The following is a 22,289-nucleotide window of genomic DNA, read 5'->3' on the forward strand; positions in this document are numbered from 1 at the left end:
TTCGATATCCACCACGTTACGGTCACGTAAATACGCCGCCGAACCGCACCCTTACGCGAGCTGTGGGCGACGGGTAATGTGCCCCAGCGCCTGCTCTATGCCCGCGGTGTGGCCCAGCAAGCGAGCTTCGGAACGATGGCGCCCAACGACCTGCATCCCAACGGGGATGCCTGCGTGGAAACCTGCCGGTGTAACCACGACCGGATGCGCTGTCACCGTTATGCGGTTGGCAAGCATCTGCCACCGGAAGTAGCGCTCAAAAACCTCATCTCCTACACGGTCTACCCACTCGACCTCGGCGGGTGGGGCGACCACTGGCGTCGCCGGAAACACGAGTAGGTCGACGTCGTCGAAGAGGCGCTCGGTGCGCCGGAAGATGGCAGTTCTCACACTGAGCGCGTCTGCGAGCTGGGCGGCGGTGATCTGTTCGCCCTCGCGAATATTGCGAACCAGATCCGGCCGCATCAACTCAGGATGCCGCGCCGCTTCTTCGCGATAGGCGGCGAAGAAATTGAACAGCTCTATCGTTTGCCACGCGCTCTCCGCGCCAGACAGGTCGGGTTCGAGGTCGACAATCCGATATCCCGCAGCTTCAAGGTCAGCGCGCGCTTGCGCATGAGTGCGAGCAATCTCATCGCTGATGGGAACACCCCCAGCGTCGCTGCTCCAGCCGATAGTGACAGTCTCTGGACGCGACGCAGCGACCGAAAGGAACTGCCTCGGGTCCTCTGCGATCGACATTGGTGCCAGCGGGTCGGGTCCTGCCATCGCCGCGAGACCGAGAGCCGCATCTTCGCTCGAACGAGCCATCGGCCCGAGCACCCCGTGCGCGGTCCAACCGTTATCTAGTCGACCGCTCGCCACGCGCCCCGGGGATGGGCGTACTCCGACGACATTGCAAAATGCTGCGGGATAGCGCAAGCTGCCGCCGCTGTCAGAACCATCGGCAATCGGAAGCATCCCAGCGGCGAGCGCGGCAGCTGCACCTCCGCTGGATCCACCGGCGTGGCGTGAGGTGTCGTAGGGATTTACACACACACCGTGAATCGGGTTGAAGGTCAACGTCCCGAGTCCAGCTTCCGGCGTATTCGTTTTGGCGATGACGATTGCGCCAGCAGCGCGCATGCGAGCGACAACCATTGCATCGCTCGTAGCCGCAGCGGCGTGCTTGTGCGCTGCGGAGCCGTGAGTCGTCGGGAGCCCAGCGGCATCCATGAGGTCTTTCACTCCGGTGGGTAACCCGTGCAGGGGCCCAACCTCATCGCCGCGAGCGACCGCGCGGTCAGCATCGCGTGCAGCCGCGAGGGCTTCCGATTCTGGGATCATCGCGACGATCGCGCGAATGTCCTCGTTGTGCTGTTCTATTCGCGCCAGGTGAGCACGCATAACCTCTTCGGCAGAGATTTCGCGCGTGCGGACACCAGCTGCGAGCCGGGTCGCCGACCAGTAGTGCAACGGCTCATCATTTGTCATCGTTGTTGTCCTTTCGATCTAAAAGCAGTGCGGGTCGATCGACGAGCATCGTGTGGACGCGATCGCGCGACACGCCGAGCCGTTCGAGAGTCGGAGCGACGCGCTGAACCACGTGCGAGTAACCCATGCCGCCGTAGCGTGCGAGTTGCCCCTTAGTCCAGACCGAGCACGAGAGAGTGACAGCAGCATCGGGCCGCCGGTCCAAGATCGCCACGAGCGCGTCAAGGCGTTCGACATCGGTCGCGTCGCGAGCGCGGTCGGCAAAGTTACTCTCGCTGCCGAAGGCGAACTCGATCACTGCGCCACGGTCGACAGCGCTCAAAATGTAGGAGAGGTCAAGAACCTTATCCATATTGCACAGCAGCACTTTGTCGGCGGCGACCCCTTCTGCCGTAAGCGTGTCGATGATCTCGCCCGCACGCCGGGCAGCCGCGTCCAGCCGGATGCTGATGGCACATCCGGTTTCAACCGCCACCCGGGCCGCGGCCCGGAGCGCACGTTGCTCGGGTTCCAATGGAGTCGCGCTAGTACCCAAGAGTCCAAGCGCTCCGGCGCGAAAGTTTGTGCCAGGTACGCCCTGGGTCAAAGCAACGCGGAATGCGTGCTCCATCTCGCTCTCGGTCTGATCCCTCCACCACTCGGGAAGCGTCTTGTCGATGTAGCTCCCGTACGCGGAAATGATGTGTATGCCGGCACTTTTCGCAACGTCCGGAAGGTCGGCGTGGCGCGGGCCCATTCCCCACGACGTAGCTTCGACGATTCCCGTGAGGCCAACGGCGCCTGCCCTCGCAAGTTCCGCAGCGGCGAGGTCCCGATCATCGAGAGTCAAGTTGTCGGAAGAACCCAGCCAGTTCCAGCGCAGATCGCCGAGCATGTCGATGGTCAGCGGCCCGTCCAAGCGTGAACCATCACGCGCAGCGCGCTGAAGGTGGCGGGAGTCGGTGAGCACGTGCTCATTGGTCGAAACAGCACCAAGTTCGTCGGGGCGAATCGGGCCAAGGACTGTCTCAATCATTTGGCACTCCGCTCGCTGTAGACGCAACGACCGCCAACTTCGGTGTGGAGAACGCGAAGTTCTCGGACTGCGTCTACCGATACCGCTGTCGGATCGTCTGACCACAGCGCCCAGTCTGCGTACATTCCCGCACGCAACATTCCTCTGGAGTGCTCTGCGAAGCTCGCGTACGCGGCACCAGTCGTGTAGGCAGCGAGCGCTTCTCCCATCGTGATCGCCTCCGTCGCGCTCAGCGGCTGATCCTCATTCGCGACACGACGAGTGACCGTCTGCCACATCAGATGGCGCGGGTCGAAGGCAAAAAATGGTCCGTCGGATCCGAACGCGACGATTGCACCGGCGTCTAGCCAGCTGCGCACCGGGTTCGCGACTTCAGCACGGTCGCCCAGCGTTTTCCTGAGTCCGCGGCCGTTGTGCCAGATGATCGAGGGCTGCAGCGACGCGACGATCCCGAGCTCGGCGGCTGCTGCTATGGACTGCGCGCTCGGCTCGAGGTAAGCATGGATGAGTTGGAAACGTCGATCAGTTATGGCACTGCCGGCTTTGCGGTAAGCCGCGATGACAGCGGCGACGGCGGCACCCCCAACGGCATGGGTTCCCACGCCCCAATCGTGCTCTCCGCACCACGAGACCAGCCGAGCGAGATCGTCATCGCTGATTCGTTGCAGCCCGACATATCCGCCGTCATCCCACGGCTCCTCCAGGAACGCTTGTCCTTTGAGCGCTTCTCCGTCGGCATAGACCTTGATCGGCCCGATTCGGAGCATGTCGTCGCCGAACCCGGTCGATACCCCGGTTCCAGAAAGCCGCGCAATGACGGCGTCCACATCGGGTGTGTCGTCAGAGCCGACTTCTAGATAGGGCATCGCGACGGTACGCATCGTGAGATAGCCGCTCCGGTGGGCCTCCTGGTAGCCGCGCATTTCGTCTGGAGTCGTCGCAGGATCGACCACGCCTGTGATCCCGAGAGCATGAAAAAACGGTTGCACGAGGCGGAGGCCATCAACACGCTGTTCCAGCGTCGGCTCATCCTCGCCGGGCCAATCATCATCATCGAAACGCTCGGCCATCTCGCTTATCAATTCATCGACGCTCGCGATGCCGGGCGCATATCCAAGCGCCTTCAGTCCGCCGCGCTCCATATGCAAATGTGCGTCGATGAGTCCGGGGAGTACGACACCCTCGTGGTGCACTTCATCGGCATCGTCGGGCATGGCCGCTCGCACCTCGTCATAGGTGCCAACGATCTTGATTCGGTCGCCGATGATCCCCATGGCCTCCGCGCGTGGACATTCAGGGTCCATCGTGAGAACGGGAGCGATCACAATACGCTCTTGACAATCCATCAGCTCTCCTCAATCGGGAAGGGCCTGCGCGAAATCACATCGCTGACGGCGCCCTCCCAGGTCAGGGCGTACTCCAGGAGTAGCCGATCTCCTCGGTATGGCCCGACGAACTGCACACCGATGGGTAGCCCCGCTTCCGAAAACCGCATCGGCATCGAGAGTGCGGGCATCGCTGTCGCGGTGATACGACTGCAGGACCGCTGCCACGAGTAGTACTTGTCCATCGCTACGCCATCAATCTCAGCCGGGTACTCCCAATCGACGGGGAACGGCAGCACTTGCACGCAGGGTGCAAGCAAGAGATCGAACTCTTCGAACAGTGCTTGGAACCGCCGGAACAGCTGAGTACGCGCGGATGCGGCGCGCACAATTGTGTCTGCTGTGAAGTCATCAGCCCACGAGATATCGTCTTTCACCGTCTGCTTGACCAGGTTCGGTCGAAGTCGCGCATCTTCGTCATGCGCATCGAGCAGTTCGAGGGAGCGGAAGGTCTCGAAGACGAAATCGGCCTCGCGCATATCTATGTCGACGGGAACAACCTCTGCTCCCAGCCGCTCGGCAAGTCGAGCCGCCTCCTCGGTCGCCGCGCGGACCTCGGTGTCGAGAGGCAAGCCGCCAAGGTCAGCGCTAAAGGCGATTCGCTTGCCCTCGAAAGATCGAGGCTGAAGCGAGAGAAAAAGCGATGGGTCTTCGTCGATGGACAGCGGCGCTCGACGCTCTGGTGCCGATACCACCGACATGAACAGTGCTGCGTCCCGCACGCTCCGCGCAATGGGGCCGAGAACAGAACCCGGATCCCACGCATTACCGGGTCGTGCCGACGCGACCCGTCCCGCAGTCGGACGCAGCCCGACGAGATTTCCAAACGAAGCAGGGTTACGAATGCTCCCGCCAAGATCAGAACCATCGGCGATAGGGAGCATGCCGCTCGTCACGGCGGCCGCGGCCCCGCCGCTCGAACCTCCCGCAGAACGAGAAAGATCGTAGGGATTTCGAGTGACGCCGAAGACGTCATTGAAGGTGTGAGAGCCAACACCGAATTCCGGAGTGTTCGTCTTGCCGACAAACACAGTCCCCGCAGCACGGAGCTTTCCGGTAATCACACTATCCGCGCGCGCAATGTTGTCGGCATAGATGCGCGATCCGTAGGTAGTACGAAGCCCCGTGACATCCATGAGGTCTTTGACCGCCATGGGGACACCATGGAATGCGCCTCGCGAAAGTCCACGTGCGGTCAGGCGATCGCATTCGCGAGCATCGTCGAGAGCTTCCTGAGCGCGCAGTGACACGATCGCATTGATCACCGGGTTCAATCGCTCGATGCGACGCAGATGTGCGTCCACGACTTCTGTCGCTGACGTGACCCTCGTGCGAATTGCATCGGCGAGAGCGCCGGCATCCATTTCAGTGAGCTGAGTCATCTGGACATTGCCTCTTCCAAGAGAAAACCGGCGACTCGTTCGCCAACAACGATGGCGGGCATCGCGGTCGTTGCACGTGGGATCTGCGGCATGATCGAGCAGTCAGCAACACGAAGCCCCTCGATGCCGTGTACCCGCGCACGTGCGTCGACAACGGCAGACCGGTCTGACGCGACCCCCATCGCACACGTGCCTACGGGGTGCCAGTAGTTATCGGGATGCCGGTAGATATGCGCAACGAGAGCTTCGCGAGAGAAGCTCTCGGGGCCGGGGTGAATCTCAGGTCCGACGAGCGGTGCGAGTGCCGGTGAAGCCGCGAGCTCACGCAGAATTTCGGCTCCTTCAACCAGCATGGCAACATCGACCCCTTCGCTATCTGACAAGAACCGATGGTCGATGACCGGCTTCGCCTCCGGGTCAGCGCTCTGCACTCTGACGAAGCCTCGTGATCGCGGTTGCAGTGCAGAGGTGCCGATGCTCCAGCGCTTCGCATCTCCCCGATGTGTGGGGCTATACGGAAGGAAATGAAGGTCGAAGGCCTCATGCTCAAAGCTCGATGCCGCCTTGCCCATCGCCTGTTCATCGGGTGCCCATCCCGCAGCGCGAGCTGCGGCCATGGCGCGAGTCATCTCATCTGATCCTTCCCAGCTCATGAGCAAGAACGGCTGATCGTGCAAGTTCTCACCGACACCAGGAAGATGCTCTACGACGTCGATGTCGAGCGGCGCGAGCTGCGAATACGGACCGATCCCCGAGCGCAACAAGATCGTGGGGGAGTTATATGTACCGCCAGCAAGAATCACGGTATGGGCGTAAACGGTGTGCACCGCGCCATGGTGTCGAACGACAACTCCCGTCGCACGCCCGTTGTCGATCATGACTCGATCTACGAGCGCATCGCCAACCACCGTCAGGTTATGCAGGCCCCGCGCAGGATCGAGATAGGCAAAAGCAGAATTTACCCGCACACCGTCTTGAATGTTGACGGCTTCAGGCGCGAACCCGACAGCTTCATCGAGGTTATTGAGGTCGGGTACCTGTGGAATCCCGACGAACGGTGCCGCTTCGTACCACGCGTTCTGCCAGGGCGTTAGCTCGTCAGGTCGGTACTGACGCACCCGCATGCGGCGCGTGCCCTCATCAAACAGGGGAGAAAGTTCGTCGGCAGACCACCCGGCGAGCCCCCGCTCCGCCCACGAGTCGTAATCACGACGGTGGCCCCACGTCTGGGTGCAGCCGTTGAAGTCACTCGACCCGCCGATCGCCCTGGCGCGTTCGAATCGCACCGGCCACGGGTAGGTGCTACCGGAGTCGTAACCCCAGTCGTGAGAACGACCCAATCGCGTCGCGTCGATCAGATCGGCAGGCCACGCCTCCGATCCTTCCGCACCGAAATCAGGCCCAGCTTCCAGCACGAGAACGTCGAGGCCGGCTTCGGCGAGCCGCGCAGCAACAACATTTCCGGCCGTACCGCCACCAACGACAACGTATTCAGCCTCCCGCGGCAAGGTGTCCGTCATTCGATACTGCCGTTCGAACGCGAGGTGAACCACGCGTTCATATCCCGTGAGTCGATAAGAGCATCACGTTGCAGGTATCGGATCGCTTCGAGTGCGTAGTCGTGAGCCCGCGGGGTAGATCCACCAACACCGTCGCTCACCACCCGCACGTGGTAGTCGTGCTGGTGAGCGTCGACCGCCGTGTAGTGGATGCAGACGTCTGTCAAACCTCCCACGAGCACGACGGTATCGGCACGATACGCCTTGAGCGCGATCTCCAGCTCAGTGCCAAAAAACGCCGAATAGCGACGCTTTCGGATCACGAACTCGTCGGGCTGAGGCTCGAGCCATGAGGCTAGCTCGGTCTCGGCATCGCCCTCGAGACAGTGAATTCCCTCAGCGCCATCAAGTTCACGGCCGATATCAACAAGCGATCGCTTGTGGACTTCTTGAATGAAGACGACCGGTACATCTGCGGCGCGCGCGTTAGCGATAAGAGTGCGAACGCGCGCTGCTCGCTCTTGACGACCCGACATGGAAGGTATGCCGCCATCGCCGAAGTCCGCGGAGGTCGAGCCGCCCTGAATGTCGACGACGATAAGCACGGGCCGACCAACGATATGTGCGCGTGCAGAATCAGGCATGGTCATGGTCGCTCCAGAAGTCGTCGCGGGTTATGAATCAGAATCTGCTCGGCCATCGCTTCGTCGCCGGCGAGCGCAGAAATGGCCGGTCCGATGCGACGGAAGAGATGGTCGTAGCCGTTGCCGCCATTGCGGTGAAGGTTTGCCTGCGTCCAAAGGTCGGCGCCGATGACAAGCTGCGAGCCGTACCCCTCTGACAGCAACCACTCCACCATCGCCAGGCGCTCGGCATCCGTCGGGTTTCGCATTGCTGTCGAGCCGTAATAAAAGTCGGAGCCGAACGTGTCGTAGGCGAGCATCGCCCCCGACTGCGCGATGTCGCGGTGGTAGTTTTTGTCCCAAAGCTCGTCGAGGTGGCCGATGATCACGCGATCAGCCGGCATTCCCTCGTCGAGAAGCACTTCGAGCACCGGCACACCACCCGCCCCGCGGAACGACTGGTGGGTGTAAACGGTGGTACCGGTGAGCGAACCGGCACGGCCGGCGGCACGAACAGCTCGCCACTCGACTTCGGTGATCGGCCAACTCGTGCCGATCTCGCCCAAAAGCGCCGGCCGGATGCCGGTGCCGTCGATTCCGTCGCGGAGCTCTGAGAGAAACCGTTCGGTGAGTCCGTCGACGCTCAGGGCGCGGACCTCGTCGGTCAAGGTTTCTTCGACGTAGGTACCCCCGCCGACGCAGATGTGCACACCCGAGCGCCGAGATACCTCGATCAGGTCGGTAAGCCTTCGCCCCATGCCGCCGAGAGTGAGCTCGACAACGGCCGAACCCCCCGCAGAGGTGATGGTAGCGAGCTCTGCCACAGCAACATCGATGTCGTCGAGCACAAGATTTTCGGGGATCGAGAGCGCATTCCACGCGAGGTACGCCCGAAGCTCCGGCCCCATCTCCACACCCACGGGCCGCGGTTCTTGCGCGGGCTTGGCCCAGAGCCGCAAGTCGCTCAACACGTGTTCGTGAATAGACGTCTGGCCGAGATCGGATGCCGCAATCGGCCCCAGGACGGTGTGGATAGGCATCGGGTACTTTCTCCCCCGCTAGGCGCCGAAGAGTGCGCGGCGCGGATTGTCGAGGTGAATCGTGTCGAGGATCTCGGGCGAGATGCCCGCAGCGATCGCGTAGTCGCGAAACTCCGTGAACAAGAACGTGTAGCCGGGCCCACCGAGTACGTGAAGGTGCGAGCGCTGGCAGACATGGTGCGAGAGAAGGATCTTGTCGGTGTACCCGGCGTCGATCATCGTCTGGAGGTAGTCGATGCGTCGATCGAGCTGCGAGCGAACGAGCATGCCGTCTACGCGGCACGTCATGAGGCAGTCGAACTGCACGAACGCACCACGGCGTAGAAGTTCAAGTGAGTAGTCCACGCTTTTAACGGTGTCTGAGTGACCGATCACCACACGCGACGGATCAACACCCTCTTCGGTCATGATCTCCAGCTGCGCGAGGCCGGTCGGGAAAGTGGCGGCGTGGGTTGAGACCATCACCCCCGTCTCACGGCTTGCGCGCGCTGCCGCCCGGAAGGAGCGCTCTTCCGCAGTGCTGATGTGAGAGAGGTCGGATGCAATCTCCCCGATCACACCCGCGCGCACTCCGGTACCGGGAATCTCGTCCTGAAGATCAGCGATTAAATAGTCGGCGATTTTGTTGGTGGAATTTCGATCGAACCAACTCTTGTCGAGGTACGTGCCGTAGTAGTGGCCGGTACCCAAGATGATCTGCACACCGGTCTGCTCGCTCAGCTCTTTCGTCGCCAAGACGTTGGCGATCGATCGAGACCCCGTGAGCGGATTCTGCTGCATGACGGCGAGATCATCACTCCATCCAATGGGGGCCGCATAGTCGCTCAGCTCGCCGTTCGTGAGATCGATGAGCGTCGAGCCTCCCACCGCTCGAAACTGCTGCAGTTCTTCGGACATCTCGGCAGCAACGCTGAGATAGCCATCCGCCGGTGTCGTCAACGTCATGTTGATGTAGACGTGCTCATGCGGAAGCGTGACGCCGAGCTGATCGGGCCCGATCGGACCGGTCACCGTGTTCACGCTGCTGTTCGAAGAATCCATAACGGTGTGTGCTCCGGGCTACGAAATCGCCATAACGATGCTCTTCGGCTCGAGGAATCCGCGCAGGCCCTCGTCTCCGAGTTCGCGCCCGACGCCCGATACGCCGACGCCGCCAAACGGCAATGCCGGGTCGAAGATGTTGTATGTGTTGATCCATACGGTTCCGGCGTTGATGCCTGCGGCCATCCGGTGTGCACGCGAAAGATCGCGCGTCCACACTCCTGCAGCGAGTCCGTACGCAGTCTGGTTCGCGATCCGGAGCGCATCGGCTTCATCGTCGAACGGAATGATCCCAACGACGGGGCCGAAGATCTCTTCCTGCGCGATGCGCATGTCGTTCGTCACGTTGCTGAACAGCGTGGGTTCGACGTAAAAGCCCGGCCCACGCGTGCCGCCGCCCGAGATCAACGTCGCACCCTCATCGATACCGACCTGGATGTAGCCGAGCACGCGCTCCTGCTGTTCTGCCGATACGAGTGGGCCGACCGTGATGCCACCGTCTAGGCCGTCGCCGACGGGCACCTTCTTGACGGCAGCGCTCAACCGCGCCGTCATTTCCTCCAGAATCGATCGCTGCACGAGCAGGCGACTCCCTGCCGTGCACATCTGGCCAGAGTGCCCGAACGATGCCCGCATCGCTGTCAGCACAGCGGCATCGAGGTCGGCGTCTTCGAACACGATGTTGGGGCTCTTTCCACCGAGCTCGAGCGTCAAACGCTTGAAGTCATCAGCGGCACTGTGCATCACCATCCGCCCGACTTCTGTCGAACCGGTGAATGTCACCTTTGCGATTCCGGGATGCACAGTGAGCGCTTCGCCCACGCGGCCATCGCCGGTCAGAATACTGACCACACCGGCAGGAACTCCGGCCTGCTCCATCAGTCGGCCGAGTCGCAACAGGGTGAGCGGGGTGTCCTCGGCCGGCTTAGCGACGACGGGGCATCCCGCGGCAAGCGCCGGAGCCAGTTTGAACGCCGCCGTCATGATCGGGAAGTTCCACGGCAGGATGATCGCGACCGGGCCCACCGGGTCCATGACGGTGTAGACGTGGTGGCCGCCGTCATCGATCGGAATGACCGATCCCGTGAGGCGACTGGGTGCTCCGGCGAAGTGCCGGAAGGTGCGCGCGGCGGTTGCCGTGTCGGCGCGAGAGCGCTCGATCGGTTTGCCGTTGTCGCGAGTTTCGAGCACCGCGAGCTCTTCGAGGTTCTCTTCGATCAAATCAGCCACGCGGTTCAGGATGCGGGTGCGCTCAAGTGGTGCGAGTCCCCGCCACCGGCGATCTTCGTGAGCGGCGACAGCGGCCGTGACGGCGGCATCGACATCAGCGACTGTCGCGTCGGCAACAGTCGTGATGACTTCTTGAGTCGCCGGGTCAATGACCTGGCGCACATCGCGCTCTCCGAGCGCAGTCCACTCACCAGCGATCAAGAACGGCTCGTACTCGGGCAGGGTCGTGGCGTCAGTGCGAATGCTCATATGGTGCTCCTCAGCTCAAAAGATGCCGAAATATTCGCGCTGTTCCCAGTCAGAAACGTGGCGCATGTATCGCGCATACTCTGCGCGCTTGATGGTTGCGTACCAGTCCACCACGGTGTCACCAAGCGCTGCGCGGAAGACATCATCGACAACGAGCGCATCGACAGCTTCCGAGAGCGAGGCGGGCAACGGTGTGGCGTCAGTCATATAGGGGTCGGTCGTCGGCGCGGGCGGAATGAGCCCACGCTCCATGCCGTCGAGACCACTAATGATCTGAGATGCGATGTAGAGGTAAGGGTTCGCGGCGGGCTCACCCGAACGGTTCTCTAGTCGTGTTGCCGGATCGCCGGCACCACCGACAGCCCGAATCATCGCGCCCTTGTTGTCGATCCCCCACGCGATGCGGTCGGGAGCAAGTGAGAACGGCTGGTAGCGCTTGTAGCCGTTGACGGTAGGAGTTGTGAACGATGCCGCGGCCGCAGCATGCGCGAGTAGTCCGCCGAGATACGCCGAAGCCGTGAGCGACAGTGTCGTACCGGCAGCATCCGGTACAAAAGCGTGCGCACCCGTGGCGAGTTCGTAGAGCGACTGGTGCAAGTGCCATCCGGTCGACGCGCCCTCGGCGCCCTGCGGTCGCGACATGAAAGTGGCGTGATAACCGTTGGCGGCGCAAATCCGCCGGACGGCTGAGCGACACAGCACGATCGCATCGGCGATGCGCGCCGCATCCCCAGCTTCCATCGTGATTTCGAGCTGGCTCGGGCCGAACTCGAGTTCGATCGAACGCAACGGCAGATCGAGCAGCGTAAGGCCGCGATACAGCGCATCAACGAGCGGCTGCAGTTCGTCGAGCCCCTCTTCGTGGAGAAGCTGCGCGCCACGAGTGGTGGGGTGCGCCTCAACCACGTTTCCGGGCCGCCCCGGAGCGCCGACGTGCGCAGGAGTGAGTTCTTCACCGGCGTCACGAAAGACATGAAATTCGAGTTCTGCCCCGACCGTCATTCCGAACCCACGGGCGGCGAGCGCATCGAGTTCGTTGTGCAAAATCGTGCGCGTGCAAAACGGCACGGGCGACCCATCGGGGAATCTGAGCGAGCACAGTACCCAGGCGGTGCGCTCGGTCCACGGCAGCACCCGGAAGGTTTCGGGGTCGGGCACGAGCACGATGTCACCAGCTCCGCTGAAGCCGGTGACCCCGACACCGGTCTCTTCGGAGAAGACCGAGAAAACCGACTGACCAGAGGTGTCTTTCAACAGCAGCGAGCTCGGCGCCGTGACGCCGGACCGGAGCGCTGTCGCAACCGCCGCGCGTGCGAGGGTCTTGCCCCGAAGTATGCCGTGCTGGTCAACGAACGAGAATCGCACCATTTCGATGCCGAGTTCGTCCATGACTCGTCGCATCTGGCCAGCGGCTGCATACTGCGCTTCGCTCCAGAGCTCATGGCGACCGATGAAGCCTTCGCGGTCTTTTGCGAGCATCGGTCGTGCCGACACTCCGCCGCCGCCTTCAGCGATCGGGCGCTCGTCTACGTTCCGCTCATGCATCGACGGTGACCTCAGCATGCTCCTTCGGCGCTGCCCACGGCGATTGCGCGCGGCGCTCGTTTTCACGTTCAACCCAGCGCGTCTGCCAGGCTTCGTTGGCCGAGATCGTGTCCATCGCGAGTGGCCCCGTGAGCGCTGCGGCTTCTTCGGCACTGACCGGGTGAGAGGGGGTCTGCCCACCAGCGGCGAATGAATCGATAGCGCGCAGCAGCATCCGCCTGTTGGCCGTCACCGCTCGATCTGACACGCCCAGTCGCTCAACCGTGCGGTCTTGGATCGGGCCCATGCTCTCGACGGCCCACTGATCGTGCACGTTGATGTCGAGACCCATGCCCGTGTAGGTGAGGTCTTTCTGCTCTTGCGGGTCGAAGCCCCAGTTGTTGCTGCGGTTTCGCACGGGGCGATAGTCAGGAAGCGTGACCCCCTCGAGCCGCTGCTGCAGGAGGGTGTCTTTGTCGGTCTTGTCGGCGAAGTCGTACCAAATCATGAACCAGTAGTGGTGGTCGTCGTCGATCGGCACATGCCACTGCGTGAAGACCTTGGTATTACCGAACGGCACGACGAAGGCATTCGGGAACATCAGGTTGGTCACGCGAACGTGCTTGATGTCTTCCGTGAGCTGGCGAAGTGCGAATACGCGCAGGCCGTGGTCGGCGGTTTCGACCTCGATGTCGGGACGGTTGCTCTCGCCCACGAGCATCGAGAGCTTTTTGCCGGTGCCCTCGACTTCTTCGGCGAACTGCTGGCCGTACATCTCCCGCGGGTCTTCCTGAATGAACTTGTGCAGGAAAGAAACGTGACTCGGGTCGATTCCGCCCTCGAGCCCCTGCAACCAGTTGCACTCCCAGAGTCCCTTGAAGGCGAACGTGTACTCCTCGGGGGCCACGAAGCAGTCGTAGTCAGGGAATGGGGGCGGGTCGCCCGCACCCATGTACGTGAAGATGATGCCGTTTTTTTCGACACACGGATAGTTGGCGATGCGGATCTTTCCGAGGAACTGGCTGTGATCGGGTTCGGCGGGCTGCTCGATGCACTTGCCCTCACCGTTATAGAGCCACCCGTGATACAGGCAGCGGATGCCGCCTTCTTCGAGGCGACCGTACGAGAGGTCGACGCCGCGGTGTGCACAGAACCGGCTGATAAGACCCCAGCCCTGGCGCTTTTTGAACAGCACGAGGTCTTCGCTCATGATGCGGAGCGCTTTGACCGGGCGATCGCCGGGCATTTCGGAAACGAGTGCCGCCGGCTGCCAGTACGAGCGCAGCAGGTTGCCGAGCGGCGTGCCCGGGCCGGAACGGGTGATCTTCTCGTTATCTTCCTGTTTCAGCATGAGCTAAGCCCTTCGGTATCCGATATGTAAGTAATTGTATCCACTTTGTGTGGTGAGTCTATGCGTCGAGCACAAGCAGTGCGCAGTTAGCGCGTGAAACGCAGACCATCATGCAGTCGTTCTGCGCCCGTTCTTGCGGCGTCAGCACGAAGTCACGGTGCTCGACTTCGCCGTCGAGCACCTTCGTCTCGCAACTGCCGCAAATACCCTCTTCGCAGTCAGTGAGCACGTCAACGCCAGCCGCACGAATGACTTCGAGCACGCTCTGTTCGGGCTGAACGTCTAGGTCTAAGCCCGTGCTTGCGAGCCGCACAGTGAATGCACCACCCGGCTCGTACTCCACTTCGGGAGCCGAGAAATACTCGAGGTGAAGGCGCTCACTCGCTTCAGGCAGCAGCTGCGAAACCGAAGACATGAGCACTTCGGGCCCACACACGTAGATGTGCGCAGTCGGATGCGCGGCGATGACAGCGGCAAGATCTGCGCGCTCGCTCTCGTCGCGCGCAACGATGTCAACGCGATCGCCATACGCCTTCAGCTCGTCAGTGAAGGCCATCCGGTCACGTGTCGCGCCGAGGTAGAGCAGACGCCACTCCACATCGGTTGCCGCCACACTCGCAATCATCGGAAGGATCGGAGTGATACCAATTCCGCCGGCGATGAAAATGTAGTCGGTAGCATCCGTCAGCGCGAAGTGATTGCGCGGGCCGCGCACCGTCACTTCATCACCCACGCGAACGCTTTCGTGAATGGCCTTCGAGCCACCACGGCTATCGCTCTCACGGAGAACCGCGATACGGAGGCGCTCGGATGCCGGATCACCACACAACGAATACTGACGAACGGGCGCGCCGGCGAGTACAAGGTCAATGTGGGCACCAGGTGACCACGCCGGAAAGTGCCCCGAGAGCGGCTCGAGCTCGAGCGAAAGCACGCCGTCCGCTTCGCGCGTCATCGTGCGGACGCGGGCGGGAAGATCAGCAGCCTCTTCTTGCGTCGTCATTCTTGGATCCTAACATCAGTACTCTGGATCCAATTAATTGAATTGTGGACGCCACACCGTCGAGTGCAAGATGGTGCAGAAAGGCTCTGATACCGTTCGAAACGCGCGGTAGTGGGCCGCGTTGCGGAGAGGAATCCATGCCGTCGACCGAGCAACTAGACGTCACTGACGCCAGCGGGCACGCGCTCGTTGACGAGATCGCTGCCAAGATTCGGGCGCGCATCATGTCAGGTGACATCCCGATCGGATCGCAACTGCGACAGGCAGAACTTGCGACCGATTTTGGCGTCAGCCGCACACCGATTCGCGAAGCACTCCGCCAGCTGCAAACGGGTGGCCTCATTGACGTCGTCCCCAATCGTGGCGCCGTTGTGCGGGTTCCTTCCCCATGGGAAGTGCGCGAAGCGTATGAAGTGCGTGCCGAGCTCGAAGCTCTCGCCGCCTCACGCGCTGTGAGCCGTATCTCCCGCGGCGAAATCGAGCGACTTCGCACAGCGAATCAGGAGATGTTCGACCGATCCGCCGCCGAGAGCGATGCTTCTGCAGACCCCTCAACACGCCGCGACAATGACGTTTTTCACACCACGATCACGAGCGTGTCGAGCAATGCTCGGCTGGCCAGGTCGATCGATGAGATCAACGAGAACTTTCCGCGAAATGTCTCAGCACAACTCCTCACGAACGATGCCCGCCACCGCGAAGAGAACTTTCACGAGCACGGCCGCATCATCGACGCGCTCGAGCGGGGCGACGAAGAGGCCGCAGCGCGCGAAATGCGCGAGCACGTACTAAAGGCCGGCGAGCAACTTGCGCGGTGGTACGAGCGCCGCTCGTCCACAGTCTTCCGGGGCTGACCCCGCAACCCGCAGCATCCCCCTCCACCCGAGCCCGCAGCATCCCCGCCGCCCGAGCCCCTTACCCCCACCCATGTCTCACTTATTCAGCTCTGGGGGCTCGGCGAGGTGAATAAGTGAGACATGGGCGACGGTGCGGCGGGAGGGGAGCAGTGGGGAGCCGTGCGGAGGGGAGCCGTGCGGAGGGGAGCCGTGCGGCGGGGAGCCGTGCGGAGGGGAGCGGTGGGCGACGGTGCGGAGGGGAGCTAGAGCAGCATCGCCGCTGTCATCAGAAGCGTGCCCGACCCCATCGTGATGTGCTGCGCTCGGGCCGTCCAGCCGCCGCGGTGGGCGCGCACGAGAGTGACCGCTCCGTAGATGGCAGGAAGAAGCAGAAGCAGCGCCGCCGACCCCGATCCGGTGCCCCCGTGGTGGCCGCCGCCAATAGCGCTTGCACTACTCACAGTCGCGTCGTGGATGCCACTGCCCATAAGCGCGACCATCGGCACCATGCTGAGGCATCCGAGTGCGCCATCGGCAACGAGCGAACGGATGCCTCGATCGCTCCGTGAGCTGTTTCGACCGGAGACGACAGTCACGGCCACGGCGCATGCAATGAGCGCTCCTGCCCAAAAAATCGGTGCGATCGCGGGGGTCTCGCGCGAAACATCGAGCATCGCGGCGATCATCACAACTGCCGAAATGACTCCGCTCGTGCGACGATGCGTTCGATCGGCAACGAGGCAGCACCCGCCCGCGATCATGGCGATCAGCCCGAGCGCGTGAAGGGCCGATGCCATCTCAGTGGCAGTGGCACTCGGTCGAGCCGTGCGCAGATTCCTTCGGAGCAGGCGCGTGGCAGTGCGCTGCGGCAGACGACGGCACGTCCAGAGCCGGGTTCCGGTCGAAGAAGCCGTCGGGCTCCATGCGCAACCCGATGCGCTGCAACGGCATGATGGGCCAGTCCTCGGGGCGCACGTAGTGGTGCACACCCACGATGGGCCACACGACAAGCTCAGCGCCGTCGAGGGGCCGGTCAGCCTCTTGCCACGCCGTGATGCCCTCTTCGCCGAGCGGCGCCTGGTTGGGATATTCGCCCGCAATAAAACGCTCCGACGCGTCGTAGGCGGTTGCCCACAGGTGCTTCGAGATGAAGGGGGCCTTTCGCTCGACAACGCTGCCGGGACGCGCGAAGAGCCGCGTCGTATTGGGCAGCACGAGACGGAAAGAGGTGGCATCCCCGTATCGGTTGGTGCGGTCGGTGCTCTCGATTCGCCAATGCACAGCCCGCGATGGATCGTTGACGCGTGCCGCCTCTTTTTCAGAAGCGATTGTTGTCGGCACCATCTTCACAGCGTTGCCGTAGGGGTTCAGGGTCTCGTCTTCTTCGACCTCGGCGTGCACCTCGACAAGACGGTTCTTCGGCCCATCGATTGCCGTGTCCATGCGGATCGCGAAGTAGTGCTGGTGCGTCGGCGCCTGGACGTTGGGCGCGACCATACGCCCGTAGGCGGGTTCGTCGCCGTCGTCGATTCCTGACACAGACAGGATGCCGGTGAGCTTCACTTCGAGTTCGATCGCGCCGTCCTGATACAGCGACCAGTAGAAGCCGTAGTCGTAGTTCGCGACCGTCGCGAAGAACGAGATCACGAGGCGGCGCTGGCGACGTACTTCGGATTCTCCGATGCGGGTATTGACGTGCTTCCAGAGAATCGAATCGTCTTCTTCGTGCATGCAGATGCCGTTGACGATCGTCTTCGCATCACCCTGACCATCGATGTAGTGCGAATCGAAGTACTGGATCTCGCCGAGGCAGTCGCAACCGAGCTCGAGGGACGCGGTGAGGGGGCCGGCTCCGTACTCACCCCAGTCGAAGAAGTTCTTTCGGTAAGCAGTCGGGTCAGAATCGAGATACGGCACATACATTTCGTTGATTGCGGCGCGGCGAAGAATGGGACGGAGGGTGTCGCCATCCTGGTAGCCGATGTCGTGCAGCACGAGACCTTCACGGTGTGTGAAGCCGATACGGAACGACCAGTTCTGCCAAGTAACCGAGTGCCCATCGACTTTGAAGCCGGGCCCCTCCGGCTGGGTGATTTCAAGGGGAGCGACCTCGCGGTCTGGTCCCCACGTTCCGGAGCGGTAGTTGCCTGTCTCGCTCGCCATCGGCAGCACACCGTGGTCTTCGAGGCGCACGACTTCGAGCGTTTCCAGGTCGATGATCGGCACGAGGCCGGCGACGGGGCGCGCGTAGCCATTGTCGTCCTCAGACTCGCGGTGCCAGACGGTTCCCCACGACAGGCGACGATCAGCCAGGTCTTCGGGCTCGAAACCAGTGATCGATTCCGGGTCGACCCAGACGAGAGACGAGTCGAGGATGCCACGCTTGGCCAGCGCCTCTTTTAAGATCGGGCTGTTGCGAGCAGCGATCGAGACCATGCGCGCTTCGTCCGAGGAGACACCGGGGCGCTTTGCGTCAACCGGGTTCCAGCCCGACAGCGATGCTTCACGGTCTATCCCAGACGACCAGCCTGTGATCTCCCATGCCGCGTGCTCATCGGGATTCATCACGACGAGCCGCACGGGGCGCCCCTGACCGTCGGCGAGCGCGCGCGCGAGGCCCTCTTCGACCGCGATCCCCCAGAACCGTGGCTTCTCGCCGATGCGGGTGTCGGCCTTGACCAGGTTGGAAATCTCGTCGATCTCTGCGGGAGTGATAGGGCTACTCCAGTGGCGCGTCACAGTCATGATGGTTCTCCTCGGTGTGGCAGGCGTGCAAAGACGGCGCCATGGCCGTCGGCTCGGGGGTCGCTTGCGGCTTCAATGTCGCCGCGAATGCGCCGGTGCCGAGCGAGCTGTACGTGGCCAGCCGAGTCCGACGGGCCGGAAAAATCGTGTTGAGCGATGTGCAAGCGCCGCGCCTCGGCAATGATCGTTTCGGGCACACCGGGTTCAGACGCGAGGGTCAGGGTGTCGAAGCCGAGGTCGACATCGCCGATCACCCATCGCGGCCGCTCGAGAAGGTCGGCAAGCGGGCCCGCGGTCGCGGTGCGATCGGAGAGCAATTGCGCGAGTATCCATGGCTGGGCACGACCGCCCTGGCATCCGGCCACGATCAGTTCGTCGCCAGAGTCGATCATGAGGGGCGCGAGCGTGTGAGGCGGTCGAGCGCCTGGGGCGATACACGATGGCAACTCGGGGTCGACGGTGAAGGCGCTGCCGCGGTTGTGTAGAACGATGCCGGTCTCCGGGTCGAGCAGGCCCGCACCGAAGGTTTGATAGACACTCTGCACGATCGTGACGGCCCAGCCTTCATCGTCGATCGCGACGACTGCGGCGGTGTCTCCGTGCGCCGGTGCCTCATTGTGAACACGATCGGATGTCGTCACGTCGAGGTGGAGCAGTGCATCGTTGCTGACGGCGCTTCGGGCGGGGTCACCGAGGTGCAGTCTGCGGGTCGTGACCGCTCGGACGCTCGCAGCCACGAGCGCGGGTGCAAGCTCCTCGCCGCCGCCGTGCGCGTATGCGGCAACGCCGAGTGTGAGCGCACCGACCGAGGGCGGTGGGGCGGCGAGCCACTTTCTGCCATCGACAGTTGCTGTGACGGGATCGGCGAGCTCGACCCGGTAGTTCTCGAAGTCGCTCAGCTGATGCGTACCGCCGTGCTTCCGGAGCGCGCGGACGAGTGCCAGGGCGGTTTCGCCGGAGTAGATGTCGGACGGGTCGTGCTGCAGGCGCCGAAAAGTTTTCGCCAGCTGAGGTTGGCGCACGAGGTCTCCCTCGGCGAGGGCTCTGCCCGCTGCCATGAACACACCACGCAAGCCGACGTCTGCGGCGATTGCCTCGGCGCGAGAAGTGATGGCGCGCTCAAGACCCGCGCTCACCGGGAAGCCTTCCTCCGCAGTGTCGGCGGCGCCGGCAAATGCCGAGCTGAGCTCTAGACGCGCACCCATGCCGGCGATCTGCTGCCAACCGGCGACCATCCCCGGAACCGTGACGGAATGCGCACCCTGGCGTGGCACGATCTCCCACCCCGAGGAGACTTCGTCGATTGCCGCAGGTGCCGTGCCCGCTGCGAGAACCGCCTTTGTCTCACCGTTCGGGTTTCGCACGAGCGCGATGAGGTCGCCACCGATCGCGCACTGGTGCGGGTAGACCACGGTGAGCATGACGGCCGCGGCGAGTGCCGCATCGAGCGCGTTACCGCCCGACGCGATCGCGCGTTCGCCCGCCGAAACGGCGGCGCGGTGAGGAGCGGCGAGTGCAATTGCCATGTCAGATACCCCGGCGGCTTGTGGAAATGAAATCGAGGTCCTCGCGAGGTGTGCCCTCGACGATGTCGGCGACAGCGTTACCGACGGCCCCTCCGAACTTGAACCCGTGCCCCGAGCATGCCGACACGACGACGACGTCGGGAGCATCCGCGAGGGGGCCGATGATGAAACGCTTGTCTTCCGTCATCGTGTAGAGGCAGGCTGTCGCCTCGGCCGGCGTCGTATCGATTCCCGGCACGCGGGTCGCCATGAGGTCTCGCATCATCGCGATTTCGTCAGCACGGGGCGGAGCGACCGGAACGTTCGGGTCCCACACGTCGCTGGCGTCAACGCCGATCTTCAGGCCGTTCCCCGCGGCATCGGGAATGCCGAACATGAGCCCCTCGGGTCGGTCGATCGAGAATGCGCCGAGTTGCGGAGGCATCCCGGCCCTTTGCCCAGGCGCCACCGAAAGTGTGAGGATGCGCCACACTTCGAGCAGCGGTGCGAGTTGCGAAAAGGTCTGTGCCGCCCATGAACCGACAGACACCACGATGCGCGGGGCGCGGAAGATGCCCGTTGCTGTTCTGACTTCGACTCCGTGCGCCGTGGAATCCCAGCCGATGACCGGCTCGTCGAACCGCAGCTCGGCCCCGTGTCGGCGGGCAACGGAACGCAGTGCACCCAGCGCGTATTCTGCTTCGAGAACACCCGCATCGGGGTCGTAGACGGCGCCGTAACCCGCGGGGACCCGCAGTGCAGGCATGAGTTCTGCCATGCGTGCCGGGTCATGAACAACTTCACTTCGCGGGCTCTGCAGTTGGCTCTCGCCGCGGTGAGCGTAGAGCCCGCCCGTGCGATGGAACAGCGTGTGGCCGGTCTCTCGCTCCAGCGCACCCCATGCGTCATACGCCTGAGCGACGAAGTCGTTCCACACCGGGTTCGGGTACGCCCGACGGATCATGCGAGTGCGTCCGTGCGAGGAGCCGCGCGTATGCCTCTCGCCGAACTGTTCGATCGCGACAACACGCTTACCTCGACGCGCGAGGCTCGCCGCACTCGCGCTGCCGTGTACACCGAGCCCGATGATGATGACATCGGCGGTCGTGACCAGAGAACTCACGCGGCACTCCCAGCAAGCTTTCCCGCGGCAATCTCCCCGACACCTTCCGCGAGCAGCGCGAGATCGGCATCGTCGTTGTAGACATGGGCCGAGGCACGGATCACGGATGACACTCCGCGATCGCCGAGGTCCCACTGCCCGTGCGTTGCCGGCACCGAAACAACGCGCAGGCCGCGTTCGGCAAGTCCGCGCACGGCGTCGGCGGGCTTCACGCCATCGATCGCGAACGTGATGATGGCTGAGTCGGCACCCTCTGGGTCAACGATCGTGACACCGGTGATGCTTTCCAGCGACTCTCGCACGACCGCACCTGTCTTTCGCATCCAAAGATCAGTTTCGCGGATGCCACGGCCAATCGCCTCATCGATAGCGGTTCCGAGTCCGAGTCGGCCCGCGATATAGGCTTCCCAGCTCTCGAACCGTCGCGCAGACGCATCAAGGTCCCAGTCCATCAATGATGTCCAGTGCGCACCGCGCACATCGGGGGCAAGTGGTAGGAGTGTGCGACAGAGCTCTTCGCTGACGTAGGCGAAGCCCGTGCCACGCGGTGCCCGCAAGAATTTCCGCCCCGTTGTGACGAGCACGTGGCATCCGATCGCCGAGACATCGCTCTCGAGCTGACCGACCGATTGAGTCGCATCGAGAATGTACGTCGCGTTGTAGCGACCCGCGATGACACCGATTTCGACGACAGGTTCGACAAGACCGGATGACGTCGGCACATGTGCGACCGTGAGCACAGTGGGCTTGCCGTCGCTCAGGAGCGCATCCAGAGCCGCGAGATCTACCCGGCGCGTTGCATCGGCCGGTGCGATGACGAGTTCAACACCGTTTTCGCGAGCGATGCTCATGAGGTGGAGCGCGTGGCTGACATATGTACTGGTCGACGCCACGATGCGCTGCACCGAAGACAGTCGCAGTGCATCGAGCAGTACTCGAAGACCTGTCGATGCGCTGTCGAACAACGCGATTTCATGGCGACGCGCGCCGATCAGCTGCGCGGCGGAGTCGTAGACGCTCTCGATGCGGGGGCGCACTTCGTTGGCGGCTTCGTACCCGCCGAGCTCTTCTTCTCGCCGTAGATGACCGACAACTGTCTGCACGACGGCGTGCGACGGGAGCGACGACCCCGCGGAGTTGAAGTGCGCGGAGTGGGCAACGCCGGTAGTCAGGCGGCGCTCATGAGCGACATCGATCGTGAGCCGGGCATCGAAGCCGGGTCTGGCGCTCGAGTCTGCGGCGTGGTGTGAGCTCATGAGTTTTGC

Annotated in this window: 18 protein-coding genes; 1 reads left to right on the plus strand and 17 read right to left on the minus strand. The window is 63.0% G+C overall.

Going from position 1 to position 22,289, the window contains the following annotated elements:
- Positions 1-51 precede the first annotated feature (51 nt).
- Genes G6N83_RS04975 through G6N83_RS05030 form a run of 12 tightly spaced genes read right to left on the minus strand, consistent with a single transcriptional unit; the run spans position 52 to position 14,815 of the window.
- Positions 52-1,473 carry an amidase gene (locus G6N83_RS04975; protein WP_165139931.1) on the minus strand — a complete coding sequence of 474 codons (1,422 nt, stop codon included), beginning with the start codon at positions 1,471-1,473 and terminating at the stop codon, positions 52-54.
- Positions 1,463-2,488, minus strand: coding sequence for a phosphotriesterase family protein (locus G6N83_RS04980; protein ID WP_165139933.1), 1,026 nt, complete (start codon positions 2,486-2,488; stop codon positions 1,463-1,465). Before G6N83_RS04980 ends, G6N83_RS04975 begins: the two co-directional genes overlap by 11 nt.
- Positions 2,485-3,834, minus strand: coding sequence for an amidohydrolase (locus G6N83_RS04985; RefSeq protein WP_165139935.1), 1,350 nt, complete (start codon positions 3,832-3,834; stop codon positions 2,485-2,487). The genes G6N83_RS04980 and G6N83_RS04985 overlap by 4 nt, the downstream gene beginning before the upstream one ends.
- A complete protein-coding gene (locus G6N83_RS04990) occupies positions 3,834-5,255 on the minus strand; it encodes an amidase (protein WP_165139937.1) in 1,422 nt (473 codons plus the stop codon). Before G6N83_RS04990 ends, G6N83_RS04985 begins: the two co-directional genes overlap by 1 nt.
- The gene (locus G6N83_RS04995) at positions 5,252-6,775 is read right to left on the minus strand and encodes a GMC family oxidoreductase (RefSeq protein ID WP_165139939.1); all 1,524 of its coding nucleotides are present in this window, start codon (positions 6,773-6,775) and stop codon (positions 5,252-5,254) included. The genes G6N83_RS04990 and G6N83_RS04995 overlap by 4 nt, the downstream gene beginning before the upstream one ends.
- Positions 6,772-7,398, minus strand: a complete 627-nt coding sequence (locus G6N83_RS05000) for a cysteine hydrolase family protein (protein ID WP_165139941.1) — start codon at positions 7,396-7,398, stop codon at positions 6,772-6,774. Before G6N83_RS05000 ends, G6N83_RS04995 begins: the two co-directional genes overlap by 4 nt.
- A gap of 2 nt (positions 7,399-7,400) precedes the next feature.
- On the minus strand, positions 7,401-8,417 hold the full coding sequence (locus G6N83_RS05005; RefSeq protein ID WP_165139943.1) for a phosphotriesterase family protein: 1,017 nt from the start codon (positions 8,415-8,417) through the stop codon (positions 7,401-7,403).
- 18 nt (positions 8,418-8,435) lie between these two features.
- Entirely contained in the window at positions 8,436-9,428 is a 993-nt protein-coding gene (locus tag G6N83_RS05010) for a phosphotriesterase family protein (RefSeq protein WP_165139945.1), read from the minus strand.
- A gap of 48 nt (positions 9,429-9,476) precedes the next feature.
- Complete coding sequence (locus G6N83_RS05015) at positions 9,477-10,937, minus strand: aldehyde dehydrogenase family protein (protein ID WP_165139947.1); 1,461 nt, start codon at positions 10,935-10,937, stop codon at positions 9,477-9,479.
- A gap of 15 nt (positions 10,938-10,952) precedes the next feature.
- The gene (locus tag G6N83_RS05020) at positions 10,953-12,482 is read right to left on the minus strand and encodes a glutamine synthetase family protein (protein WP_206535826.1); all 1,530 of its coding nucleotides are present in this window, start codon (positions 12,480-12,482) and stop codon (positions 10,953-10,955) included.
- Entirely contained in the window at positions 12,475-13,812 is a 1,338-nt protein-coding gene (locus tag G6N83_RS05025) for an aromatic ring-hydroxylating oxygenase subunit alpha (protein WP_165139949.1), read from the minus strand. Before G6N83_RS05025 ends, G6N83_RS05020 begins: the two co-directional genes overlap by 8 nt.
- Positions 13,813-13,870: 58 nt before the next feature.
- On the minus strand, positions 13,871-14,815 hold the full coding sequence (locus tag G6N83_RS05030; RefSeq protein WP_241246289.1) for a PDR/VanB family oxidoreductase: 945 nt from the start codon (positions 14,813-14,815) through the stop codon (positions 13,871-13,873).
- Positions 14,816-14,952: 137 nt separating this feature from the next.
- Here G6N83_RS05030 and G6N83_RS05035 point away from each other — a divergent pair, with 137 nt between their 5' ends.
- Positions 14,953-15,669, plus strand: a complete 717-nt coding sequence (locus tag G6N83_RS05035) for a GntR family transcriptional regulator (RefSeq protein ID WP_165139951.1) — start codon at positions 14,953-14,955, stop codon at positions 15,667-15,669.
- A 245-nt stretch (positions 15,670-15,914) separates the two neighbouring features.
- Here the strand turns inward: G6N83_RS05035 and G6N83_RS05040 are convergent, their stop codons facing one another.
- From G6N83_RS05040 to G6N83_RS05060, 5 genes are read right to left on the minus strand one after another with little or no spacing between them, the layout of a single operon-like run.
- Positions 15,915-16,448: a DUF5134 domain-containing protein gene (locus tag G6N83_RS05040; RefSeq protein WP_165139953.1), complete on the minus strand. Its 534-nt coding sequence runs from the start codon at positions 16,446-16,448 to the stop codon at positions 15,915-15,917.
- Position 16,449: 1 nt separating this feature from the next.
- A complete protein-coding gene (locus tag G6N83_RS05045; RefSeq protein ID WP_165139955.1) occupies positions 16,450-18,396 on the minus strand; it encodes a primary-amine oxidase in 1,947 nt (648 codons plus the stop codon).
- The gene (locus G6N83_RS05050; RefSeq protein ID WP_165139957.1) at positions 18,393-19,922 is read right to left on the minus strand and encodes a gamma-glutamyltransferase; all 1,530 of its coding nucleotides are present in this window, start codon (positions 19,920-19,922) and stop codon (positions 18,393-18,395) included. The genes G6N83_RS05045 and G6N83_RS05050 overlap by 4 nt, the downstream gene beginning before the upstream one ends.
- 1 nt (position 19,923) lies before the next feature.
- Positions 19,924-21,024, minus strand: coding sequence for an N-methyl-L-tryptophan oxidase (gene solA / locus G6N83_RS05055; protein ID WP_165139959.1), 1,101 nt, complete (start codon positions 21,022-21,024; stop codon positions 19,924-19,926).
- Positions 21,021-22,280, minus strand: coding sequence for an aminotransferase class V-fold PLP-dependent enzyme (locus tag G6N83_RS05060; RefSeq protein ID WP_165139961.1), 1,260 nt, complete (start codon positions 22,278-22,280; stop codon positions 21,021-21,023). The genes solA and G6N83_RS05060 overlap by 4 nt, the downstream gene beginning before the upstream one ends.
- Between the last annotated feature and the right edge of the window lie 9 nt (positions 22,281-22,289).

This window comes from Microbacterium endophyticum (assembly GCF_011047135.1).
In the GTDB taxonomy this organism is placed as follows: Bacteria; Actinomycetota; Actinomycetes; order Actinomycetales; family Microbacteriaceae; genus Microbacterium; species Microbacterium endophyticum.